The sequence below is a fragment of the Pseudomonas peli genome (assembly GCF_050563605.1).
GTDB classification, from domain to species: domain Bacteria; phylum Pseudomonadota; class Gammaproteobacteria; order Pseudomonadales; family Pseudomonadaceae; genus Aquipseudomonas; species Aquipseudomonas peli_A.
On sequence record NZ_JBNXUH010000254.1, the window covers coordinates 1 to 280 of the forward strand.

Annotated in this window: 1 pseudogene; it reads right to left on the bottom strand. The window is 61.8% G+C overall.

Annotated elements, in window-relative coordinates:
* Positions 1-20 precede the first annotated feature (20 nt).
* Positions 21-280 (bottom strand): annotated as a pseudogene (locus ACQ4LH_RS21640) (hypothetical protein); the annotation flags it as partial.

The following is a 280-nucleotide window of genomic DNA, read 5'->3' on the forward strand; positions in this document are numbered from 1 at the left end:
TGGAGCGTCGTCGGCAAGCGTCAGATGTGTATAAGAGACAGGCCCAGCAGCGGCCGGTAGACCTTGAGCATGGCGTGCATCACCGAGTCCCACTGCTTGATCTGGCCATACAGCCAGCGGCGTACGTGCACGCCCAGGCGGTCGAACTGCTCTTCCAGCTCCAGTACCTCGGCGCGTTGCGCGGCATCGGCGGGAAGTAGCGGCTTGTCCGGGTAAGGGCGTTTCCGGTTCTTTTTTACAATTTCCGGCCCCCCAGACGAAAAGAGCGGAATCGGGTGGC